This is a genomic window from Paenibacillus alginolyticus DSM 5050 = NBRC 15375, assembly GCF_000422905.1.
In the GTDB taxonomy this organism is placed as follows: Bacteria; Bacillota; Bacilli; order Paenibacillales; family NBRC-103111; genus Paenibacillus_E; species Paenibacillus_E alginolyticus.
This window is the reverse complement of record NZ_KE383948.1, coordinates 161,083-171,831: the sequence shown is the minus strand read 5'-3', so window position 1 is coordinate 171,831 and position 10,749 is coordinate 161,083. Positions and strand designations below refer to the sequence as shown.

Annotated in this window: 11 protein-coding genes; all 11 read right to left on the bottom strand. The window is 43.9% G+C overall.

The window, feature by feature from the left end; translation table 11 throughout:
- Positions 1-227: 227 nt before the first annotated feature.
- Entirely contained in the window at positions 228-1,097 is an 870-nt protein-coding gene (locus G519_RS0139055; protein WP_029199143.1) for a sugar phosphate isomerase/epimerase family protein, read from the bottom strand.
- Positions 1,098-1,137: 40 nt separating this feature from the next.
- A complete protein-coding gene (locus tag G519_RS0139050; protein ID WP_029199142.1) occupies positions 1,138-1,998 on the bottom strand; it encodes a sugar phosphate isomerase/epimerase family protein in 861 nt (286 codons plus the stop codon).
- A 30-nt stretch (positions 1,999-2,028) separates the two neighbouring features.
- Complete coding sequence (locus tag G519_RS0139045) at positions 2,029-3,093, bottom strand: Gfo/Idh/MocA family protein (protein ID WP_036635624.1); 1,065 nt, start codon at positions 3,091-3,093, stop codon at positions 2,029-2,031.
- A gap of 114 nt (positions 3,094-3,207) precedes the next feature.
- Positions 3,208-4,419, bottom strand: a complete 1,212-nt coding sequence (locus G519_RS0139040) for an MDR family MFS transporter (protein ID WP_161632991.1) — start codon at positions 4,417-4,419, stop codon at positions 3,208-3,210.
- Positions 4,420-4,707: 288 nt separating this feature from the next.
- On the bottom strand, positions 4,708-5,676 hold the full coding sequence (locus G519_RS0139035) for a quinone oxidoreductase family protein (protein ID WP_029199139.1): 969 nt from the start codon (positions 5,674-5,676) through the stop codon (positions 4,708-4,710).
- A 106-nt stretch (positions 5,677-5,782) separates the two neighbouring features.
- On the bottom strand, positions 5,783-7,426 hold the full coding sequence (locus G519_RS46830; RefSeq protein ID WP_051254130.1) for a putative bifunctional diguanylate cyclase/phosphodiesterase: 1,644 nt from the start codon (positions 7,424-7,426) through the stop codon (positions 5,783-5,785).
- 196 nt (positions 7,427-7,622) lie between these two features.
- On the bottom strand, positions 7,623-8,375 hold the full coding sequence (locus tag G519_RS0139025; RefSeq protein ID WP_029199138.1) for an amino acid ABC transporter ATP-binding protein: 753 nt from the start codon (positions 8,373-8,375) through the stop codon (positions 7,623-7,625).
- A 13-nt stretch (positions 8,376-8,388) separates the two neighbouring features.
- Positions 8,389-9,069 (bottom strand): amino acid ABC transporter permease, encoded by a 681-nt coding sequence (locus G519_RS0139020; RefSeq protein ID WP_029199137.1) that lies wholly within the window; start codon positions 9,067-9,069, stop codon positions 8,389-8,391.
- A gap of 12 nt (positions 9,070-9,081) precedes the next feature.
- Positions 9,082-9,864 carry an amino acid ABC transporter substrate-binding protein gene (locus G519_RS0139015; RefSeq protein ID WP_029199136.1) on the bottom strand — a complete coding sequence of 261 codons (783 nt, stop codon included), beginning with the start codon at positions 9,862-9,864 and terminating at the stop codon, positions 9,082-9,084.
- Between the two features lie 192 nt (positions 9,865-10,056).
- Positions 10,057-10,362, bottom strand: a complete 306-nt coding sequence (locus G519_RS52810) for a hypothetical protein (RefSeq protein WP_051254128.1) — start codon at positions 10,360-10,362, stop codon at positions 10,057-10,059.
- 77 nt (positions 10,363-10,439) lie between these two features.
- Positions 10,440-10,748 carry a hypothetical protein gene (locus G519_RS52805; protein ID WP_051254126.1) on the bottom strand — a complete coding sequence of 103 codons (309 nt, stop codon included), beginning with the start codon at positions 10,746-10,748 and terminating at the stop codon, positions 10,440-10,442.
- Between the last annotated feature and the right edge of the window lies 1 nt (position 10,749).

Here is a 10,749-nt window from a genome sequence, read left to right as displayed (position 1 = left end):
CTTCACTTGCTGCTGAGAGGCTCTTTTCGGACCTCTCACAGCTCTTTCTCTACCGCTTCGACCCCGAGCGGTACTTCTCCGACCGCCAAACCTGACCAAATAAAAAAAGAACCCGCAAAATTGCGAGGTTCTTTCTGTTTCTGACGATTTTCTGATGATTTTCTGATGATTACCGACGATTTACCTTATCGATAGTTCCCTGATGATGCCGATACTTTCCTGATGTTTTACTGAAATTTCTTAATAAACGCAATCGCATTAGCAATGTCTACCTCAGGCTTTTCCCCAACTTCACGCTCAATGGTCAAATAGCCTGTGTAGCCAATGTCGCGAAGCGCTTGAAAGTAGCGCTCGAAATCGACATGTCCTTCGCCTAACGCGAGCTCTCGATAATATGGTCCTGATGTCGCTGCCTCGGCGATAAGCTCGTGACTCATCGGTTGATAACCTAGTGAACCGTAAACTTCGCGAGGGTCTGCCTGACGCAGTCGTATGCCGTCCTTCACATGCGTGTGGACAATATAGTCTTTCAACGTGATAACCCCTTGTACAGGATCATCGCCTGTCACCATCACCATATTCGCCGGATCAAAGTTAACGGAAACGCCTTTGGTGGACAACGAATCTAGAAAGCTTTTCAAGTGAGCAGCTGTTTCTGGACCGGTTTCTACGGCAAAGTAGGCGCCTAAGCTGCTTGCATACACGCCTAATTCTTCACACGCATGCAGCATCGTTTCATAGATCGGGCCATTGGCTTGCTCAGGTACGACACCGATGTGAGTGGTTACGACCTTGGTTCCCAGCTCAACCGCAAGATCGAGAATACGCTTTGATTTTTCAATTTTGTCGGCATTCACGGACTGATCTTGGAAGCCATGACCGCCCAAATCTCCACACAAAGCAGAAATGCTAAGCCCCAATGACTCGATGTAAGCTTTCAATTCCTTACGTGCTTGAGGCGATAAGTTCGCCGGGTCCATTTCGCCTGAAACTGCATATATTTGTACCCCGTCTGCACCGAGCTCTTTGGCTTTCTTCAAACCATCGCGCAAGCCTAGACGCAGACTGTCAACCATAATGCCAATCGGATTCCCCATATTTCATCAACACACCTTTCGTATCGCTGAATTCTGTTGCCTATTCCACATCATCCCATAGCCTTCTAATATTTTGCAACCCAATCATCGTACCCATTTTGCATTCCTCCAAGCCTTCGAATTCCAAGGAAATGAATCCGTCATAGCCGAAGCTTTTAATAACGCGCAAAACTTCTTTCATATCAATATCACCATGACCCACAATAGCGCCGCGCAAATGATTGCCTTGCAGGGTCTGGAACCAACCCGTGCCTGGATTTTGATAGGAAGGACGAAGATAGAAATCCTTCACATGGACCATCGAAGCGAAAGGCAGATTATTTTTCAACGCTGCAACGGAATTTTCATCTACACACATGAAATTACCCACATCCAAAGTTGTGCGGAAATTGGAACGGTCTACGGCTTGAATTAACGTCTGAACGCGGTCACTGTGCTGCACAAAATATCCGTGATTCTCAACGCTCGTTATGATGCCATATTGCGAAGCGTAGTCAGCAATTTGACGGCAGGCCTCCGCCATACGTTCAAGTTCTTTGTTAAAGTTCGCAATAGAACGATCCTCACTTGATGCAACATCATGGCGCATTCTTTGTACACCAAGCCTTGCAGCAAGATCGACTTCCCCTTTGACCCTTTTAATTTCTTGTTCGTAGGCCTCTTGAGAGTCCGTTAAAAAGTTTGCTCCAATTGCATAATTAGATATTTCGATGCCGCGCGACTGCGCCTTAAGTCGAATCTCATCCGCAAGTTCCAAATTCCCGGGTAAATCAAAGCCAAGGGGCACAATCTCAACATGTTCGCCGCCCTGATCGGCAATCCAGTCAATAACACCCATAATGTCCATTTCTCCAGACTTTAGAGCCTGAAATAAACTATACGTACTAACGCCAAGTTTCATATCCGTTCCTCCACATCTGTTCCTAGATAGTTATAACCTGATTTCCTGGCCTTTGGCAGCTGATTCATAAATACCACACAGAATTTTCATCATCGTAAGTCCATCTTCTACAGGACTAATCGGTGAATTTCCAGTTCGACAACAGCTTAAGAAATGACTGATCTCCTGACTAAAAGCTTCCGTTATGTTGATAGATTTGCTATCTGTCTGTGGAGCTACATTCAAAATGGTATCCAGCATTTCCGTGACGAGGACAAGCTCAGGCTCCAATTCCACGCCGCCTTTATCTCCGTATAGCTTGACTGCGATTTCATCCTTTTTGGCATGAAGAGTAAAGCTTACATCAACCATGAGGGAAGCTCCATTTTCAAACCGAATTAAAGCATTAGCCATATCTTCAACCGTATTCAACTCAACATTATAATCGGCAGCTTTATAAAAGGAAAGATTGCGTACATTCGCCCGATTCCCAAGCTTGTTATACGTATGACCACTGACAGATACAGGCTTCGGTCTCCCCATTAAGTACCAGCATAAGTCAATCACATGTACACCAATATCGATTAAAGGTCCGCCGCCAGATCGTTCCGAGTCAGCAAACCAGCCACCTGGATTACCTAATCGACGTAGACACGATGCTTTGGCATAGTACAATTCTCCCAAATCGCCATTATCGATAAAGCGCTTAACAAGCTGAGCATTGGTATCATATCTTCTTACAAAACCAACCTGCAGAATTTTCCCCGTTTCACGAACGGCGTCTTGAATGCGCTCAGCCTCTTCCACGGTTTTGCAAAGTGGTTTCTCAACAAGAACATGCTTGCCAGCGCGCAAAGCAGCAATGCTAATCTCAGCGTGTGTATTATTCCATGTACAAATACTTACAGCATCCACTTCTGGATTCGCCAAAAGCTCCCGATAATCGGTGTAAATATGCTCAACGTTATATTTTGCGGCTTTATCCTCCGCTCTTTGACGATTCAAATCACATACGGCAACCAATTCTGCGTCTGCTTGCTTCACATAGGACTCAAAGTGCATATCGGATATCGATCCTGCTCCGATTACACCAATTTTCATTTTGTTTATGCTCATTGTAAATACTTGCCTCCTTCGTGTCATATGCAATCAGGATAGCATGATTTTAGCTGAGGTAGAATGCATAGGATGAGCATATCCATGGATTATATGGTCAAAAAAAGGCTTTCATTATCTTGGTGATCTTTGTTCTTTGAGCATAAACCAAATATTAGCAAGCCCCATTATGAAGAAGCTAAACCAAGGCAGAGCGCCCCAACCGAGCATGCTCCCCAAGTCGTACAAATATCCCCCGCCAACATTGCCAATCATAGCGCCGATGGATAAAGCAAAACTGTTAAAGCCCAAATAACTGGCTATACTTCCAGTCCCAGCGAATTCAGATACCATGGTATTCATCATTGGCTGCCAAAAGACTTGCCCGAGCATTAATGAAATGACTCCCGCATAAATCCCCAGCATGGATCCCGACATTCCAATTGTAAACAGCCCGACCGAAATTAGTAACGTTCCAAGTGATAGCACGCCAAACGGCTGCATCTTAGTCTGACTTAATTTAGAAAAAGGAACCTGCAGCAGCACCATTACGATGGCTCCGCAGCTATAAATGAAACCGATATTGGCTCCTGCAGCAATCTGATTCACTCGATATGGAACGGCGATATACAGCTGAGCTACAAGCGACCAGGATATCATCGCAAACAACATAAATCGCAGAAAGCTGCGGTTCTGCAGCACTTTTTTCAGCTGTGGCAGCATACCTACGTCATCTGCTTTTGTTTGTTCCGTTTTAATGTGAGGTAAAAAGAAAAGGCTTAACAAAAAAGAAAACACGAAAATCAGCGTTGCTGTTATACTGACATATTGAAAATGAAAACCCATTAAAAACGCGCCTATTATGGGTCCAACCACAAATCCCAAATTACTTAACATTTCACGTATCGAGTAAACTGTAATCCGGTTTTCCGATGTAGAAAGCGCTGCGTAGTAGGCATAACTGGCCGGTTGAAACATTGCTGCGCCCAAACCAGAGAAGAAGCATCCTAGGATTAAGCCTGGAATATGATCCACGAATCCGAATAGTCCGAAACCTAAGGTACGAATTAACAAACCAATCAAGATCGTACGTTTATATCCAAGTCTATCGGCCAAAGTGCCGCAGAAAACGGACAAACCTTGTTGACTAAAGCTGCGGATAGCCGATATGACGCCAACCACTGTGACAGTTAACAGTAAATCGTGCAGTAAATACGAGGCAAGCAGCGGAATCATCATATAAAATCCGACCGCCATACTAAATGTATTCATAAACATGACCCAAAACGGCAGTTTAATCGCTGTTAGTTTATTCATAGCTGTTAATTTGTTCATAGCTGATAACATGAGCATTTCCTCGTTTCCTTGTACGATGCGATGTGTCAATTTTAACAAGATACAAGATTCAGCAAGGATTGTATATGGACTTTCTTTATGTAGGCTTGGGTATATTATTGCACATGGCAACTAAAAAGAGTTCGTGGAGGAGCTGTTCATGTCGAAAGCTCTTATTTATTACTATGCTAAATGAAAATTGTACCTTCTGTGAATCGACGATCTCTCACTTAACATATTCTTCTATTCAAAAAGGCGGCAGAATACGTGAAATACCGTATTCTGCCGCCTTTTCTCCTATTAATGAATTAATATGATTTTCCCTGTGCTTTTCCTGCTCTCTAAGAGTCTGTGGGCTTCCGCACCCTCGCTCAAAGGAAAGCATGTAAGGCTTTCTATTTGAATAACCCCTCGCCGCAGCGCATCAAAAAGTTCGTGTGAACGCTCGATTCGATTCTGCAAGGAGGTCACATGGTTCCACAAGTCGCCTCCCGTCAGCGTCTTTGAGGTGTCCATGAGCATTCTTGGATCGATAGGAGACGGATCTCCGCCAGCCATACCATAGAAAATGACCGTACCCTTCGTTTTGGCTGCAGCGAAACTATCCATTAGCGTAGACCCAACAGAATCGTAAACGGCATCTACGCCCTGATGGTTGCTAGACCAAATCTTGACCCCATTTACCCAATCGCTGTCATAACGAAGAACTTCATCAGCACCGGCCTTTAAGGCGATTTCCCTTTTTGCTTCCGAAGAGGTCAAACCGATGACTCTTGCGCCTTTACTTTTACATAGCTGCGTCAAAATCTGTCCAACGCCTCCTGCTGCCGCATGTACGACGATTTCGTCGCCGGATTGAACGCGATAGCTGTCATTCACCAGATAATGCGCCGTCATTCCCTGAAGCAAAATACCCGCGGCATGTTCGAACGTGATATCCATGGGTAATGGTATAGCTCGATCTACAGGCACAGCAACCAATTCCGCATTGGCAAAAGGAACATCCACGAAGGCAATTCGGTCTCCGACCTTGATCTGGTCCACATTCGACGCTACTCGTTCAACAATGCCGGCTCCCTCATACCCTAGAATGAAGGGTGGCTTTCCAGCCAAATGATAGTTGCCTCGTCTCCTATATATGTCGGCGAAATTTAAGCCGATGGCTTCCGTTCTCACCAAGATATGACCTGGTTCTAAGCTGGGATCAGGAATGTCTACATACTGCAGGACTTCTGGCCCACCAAATTTTTCGAAAATTAGTGCTTTCATCGACTACCTCCAACAGGCTAATCTTGCTAAAAAATTGTATCACATTCTTCAAGTAAAATAAAAAAGATCAACATCAACAGCAGCACACTGGACGTTGACCACTCGTTTACTTTCTAACTACTACAACCTGTTTAGGTAATAAGGCAAATTGGGCTGGCTCGTTGATAAAAAAACCTTGTACGCCCCAACAATTCATTTCCTTTAACATCCTATATTGCTCATACGTCTCGATACCTTCTGCGATTACTTGTAAGTTCAGTGCATTGGCCATAGCTAAAATGGCTGAAATCAGCGAAACATTCATTTCCCAAATGAATGATCTGTCTATCTTCAACTTATCTATAGGCAGCAACGTTAACATGCTTAACGAGGAATAGCCGGTTCCGAAATCATCTAGGGCAATGGTAAAGCCTTCGGTCCGCAATCTTCGCAGCGTTTGTTGGACATCTTCCATCGAGTGAATCGTCGTGCTTTCCGTTATTTCTAACTCCATCATACGTGGGTCCACATGCTCATCTTCCAATATTTGAAGCATTTGATCAACGAAAAGAGGTTCGTTTAATTGAATCCTCGAAATGTTGACGGAAACTTTAAATTGAGAACCGTATATTTCTTTTAAAAGATGCCAATCCTTACAAGCTTGCCGGATGACCCAGTATCCAATCGGAATAATCAAGCCCGTTTCCTCGGCAATCGGTATAAAGTCATTGGGCTGGATCATTCCCATATTGGCCGAATTCCATCTTAGCAGAGCCTCGGCACCTATGACTTCTTCCCTGACCGGATTATAAATAAGCTGATAACACAAATGCAATTCTTCTTTCTCAACGGCTACGGAGAGAGCAAGCTCATGAATGAAATTCTCAACATGGTCGTACTTAGATGAAGCTTCGAAAATATGAAATCTTTTTCTTCCCGCCCCTTTGGCCTTATATAAGGCAATATCCGCTTGTTTTAACAGGGTTTGGATAGTTTCTTTTTTTACACTTTGAGCCACACCAATACTCACACTTAACTTCATTAGATGATCATTTACCGTAAAGGGAGCCGCAAAAAGTTGATTAATTTGGTCGGCGGTCTCCTTAGCTGATCGAGGTTCTCCCATGGCTACAACGACAAATTCGTCCCCGCCCAATCGTACAAGTATGTACTCCGCACCAAATTTCTCAACAAGACGATTCGCGACCTCCACGAGTACGGTATCACCAACATCATGTCCGAAAATATCATTAATGTTTTTGAAATAGTCCAGATCAAGCAAATAAATGTTCGCCGGATTGTGCACATGCTCAAGCAGGAATCTTCGATTATAAAGCTTGCTAAGATCGTCATGATAGGCGTAATGATAAAGTAAATTTTCGTGTTGTTTACGCTCAGTAATATCACGAGTAACCGTGACGATGAACTCCATGTCACCGCTTTCACTAAATATTGGCGTAAGTACACTTTCTCCGCTTAACATACCATTGGGCAGCACCACGCCATCCTCATACTTAATGGTTCGTCGTTCGGTAATCACTCTCGTATATTTCTTATGTAAGTAGTTCGCCATCTGGCTCGTGTTTGTATCAAAAAAAGTTAGACCGACAGCATCCATTGTAATTCCACTAAATTTCGTAGCAGCACGATTGACATAATAGTACTTGATATCCGATCCATCCACACTCATGATATAAATCGAGTCTTCCATATTATCCATCATGCTTAGGAGTGTCTTCACATCAAGTAATCTATTCGCAGGATTTATCATAGAAACGACTCCTCTATACTTACACTACCTGTAAACTGGCCTCTTCATTGGCTGGATATAGCATTCGACAAAAGTCTTCGTTTTCCTTCCATCCTTTCTATTTAAGCATGTCTTGATCCCAGTTAAGGGATTGCAGTCCAAAGAGACTTCTCGCAACCAGCGTGAAGCCTTTAATTTATAAAATATATAGTTAATCTTACTCTGTTTTCCGATTCACTTTTCTCAAAAATTGCAAGGTTCTCTCATTCGTTGAAGCATCAAAAATATCGGCTGGTGTTCCTCTCTCCACAATCGCGCCTTGATCCATAAAGATAACTTGATCAGCCACTTCTTTGGCAAAGCCCATCTCATGTGTCACAATGACCATCGTCATGCCCTCGAGGGCTAGATCCTTCATCACCTTTAGCACTTCGCCTACCAATTCCGGGTCAAGCGCAGACGTTGGTTCATCGAATAACAGCACCTCTGGATTCATCGCCATTGCCCTAGCTATCCCTACACGTTGTTGCTGTCCACCAGACAATTGATGAGGATAATGATCGGCACGATCTCGAAGTCCAACCTTGTCTAAAATGGATAAAGCCTTTTCCTTAGCTGCTTTCGAGGATTGTTTTAGGACAATAACAGGGCCTTCCATAATATTTTGCAATACAGTCAAATGGGGAAATAAGTTGTAGTTCTGGAAGACCATGCCGGTATGTTGACGAATGGAACGGATGTCCGTCTTACTCAACTTGGCTTCACCTGAGAATGTCATCGTCGCTTTGGCAATCGAGAGGGTCCCCTGATCAGGAAAGTCCAATAATTTCAGACATCTTAATAGGGTCGTTTTGCCGGAACCGGAAGGGCCGATAACAACGGTCGTGCTCCCTTTTTCAACATCCAAATCAATCTGATTTAAGACGTGGAGGTCCTGAAAATGTTTATGTATGCCTTGCATTCGAATCATGCTGGGCCCCCTCTTACTTAGCAATGTTTCGTTCATAGTGGATCTCAAGCTTGGATTGGAAGTAGGAAAGTACGGTACTGAAAACTAAATAAACGAAGGCCACCTCGATATAAAGCCATAATGGCTCATACGTAACAGCTGCAATCTGCTGCCCTTTCTGAAACATTTCCGTAACTGTTATCGTGGCGGCCAAAGAAGTATCTTTGATTAAACTTATGAAGGAATTTCCTAATGGAGGAATAGCGACCCGCACAGCCTGGGGTAAAATGATGCGCCTCATTGCCTGCCATTTCGTCATATTGATTGAATAAGCTGCCTCTCTTTGGCCTTTGGGAATCGACAAAATCGCGGCGCGAATGATTTCGGAACTATAAGCTCCTTTATTTAACGTAAACCCGATAATGGCTGTCGGAAAAGGATCCAGCGTTATGCCCAAACTTGGAAAACCGTAAAAGAGTATAAACAACTGGACGAGCAATGGTGTGCCGCGGAAAACCCAAACATAGAATCTTGCTATCGCCCGAAGGATGGCAAAATCCGATAATCGAGCAAGTGCCGTGATGAAAGCCAAACTAAGTCCTAGTGCAAAAGTGATTAAAGTAAGCGGAACAGTGTACGTAAGCCCCGCCTTTATAATAGGAAAGAAGGAATCGGACAGAATCCCTATAATTCGCTCAAGACGATCATTTGTCATTAGGCTGGGTCCTTACTTCGTTACGTCGGCATTGAACCATTTTTGCGAAATTTGAACCAATGTACCGTCCGATTTCATGTCTGTCAGAGCTTTATTTACTTTGCTAACTAAATCCGTGCTTCCTTTGCGGAATAAAAAGGCGTTGCTCGTCGCGGAAGGCTCTTCATAAACCGTTTTGATCGGGAGCTCGGGACGCTGCTTTTTCAAATCCAAATAGGATAAACTATCGTTAAGTGTCGCATCGATCCTGCCCGAAGTCAGAAGATCAATTGCTTGATTAAACCCCTCCACAACCGTATTGGTGGCACCATGCTCTTCCGCTATTTTCCGATAATTACTATCGAGGGATTGTCCAACCTTCTTGCCTTTAAGGTCATCCAACGTCTTAATATTCGTATTATTGGCATGCACAACAAGAACAGCGCGGGAAACAATATAAGGCGTCGACATATCGTACTTCTCCAAACGATCCGGACGAACAGCTACTTCGTTGGCTACCATGTCATACCGCTTCGCATCGAGTCCCGCAATCATGCCATCCCACTTGGTTTCAACAAACCGCGGCGTCATGCCAATCCGTTTACATACCTCTTCTGTCGTCTCGACATCAAATCCCGTCAGCTTGCCAGCCTTATCATGAAATGTGAAAGGTGCATATGTACCTTCGGTGCCGATCGTAATTTCGGCTTTGCTCGGCGAAGATGCCGACGGTGTTGTGTTTGGCTTAGTCGAACTACAGCCTATCGAAATCAGGAGTAATGCCGTAACTGCTGTTGCAGCGAGTATTTTTTTCATCTTAATAACCCCCTGTGAAATAACTCTTTTTGTGTTAAAGGTATCATTCCCCATGTGAAGGAATTTTAAGAAAAAATGTAGTGGGGGAAAATGTATGCTGGTGAAATGTGCGATCCGAGGCTAAAAATTTAGACTACCAAGCCAAACGTGACGAAGCTCATCAATAGAGTCTGAAGGCCGGAAATCGGCTTCTCAGCCCCAATCAGCCAAACCTTCCCAATTAGCAAGAACGTGCTGTGCTACTCTATAGCCTCGCACACGTGCATGACCTGCTCCAACTGGTTCAAGGAGTGATTTCTGATACATTCCCTTAAGCGTTTCTTGTGCTTTTCTTTGTCTGAACTGAAATTGTTTTTGAACGTCGGCAGGCTTGATTGCTCTTCCTAAAGTTTGGGCGAAACGGATGATTTCTTTTTCTATAAAATTCAGCTCAATTACGTGGTTAAATACATCTCCAAAATGTCTGCCAATGCATTGCTGGAGTAATTGCTCACACATGCGAGGCCGTTTTTTTACGTCATCATAAGAGAACCGAATAATTTTCCAACCATCTAAAACAAGGTGATTTTGTCTGATTAATTGGTCTGAGAATTGGGTGCGACTGGTATCAGCGAAGTGGGGACCAAAGCCATCAATTTCAATAGATAGTCTGAGAGAGTGGCGAAGAAAGGCGAAATCCAAAAGCGCGTACCATCCCGAAAATCCTTGATCTCATATTCCGGATGCAAGTCTTGAAAATGTCCAAACGCGCTCCACCAAATCTGCTCAAGAAACAACTTCTCCGCATGTCCATGCCCCTCTTTAAGTCGCTTTAAACGTTCCCCGCCCCTCATCGAAATGTGTTTAGCTAAAAAGGCTTCATGTGCTTTTTCAAAGTCATTCATT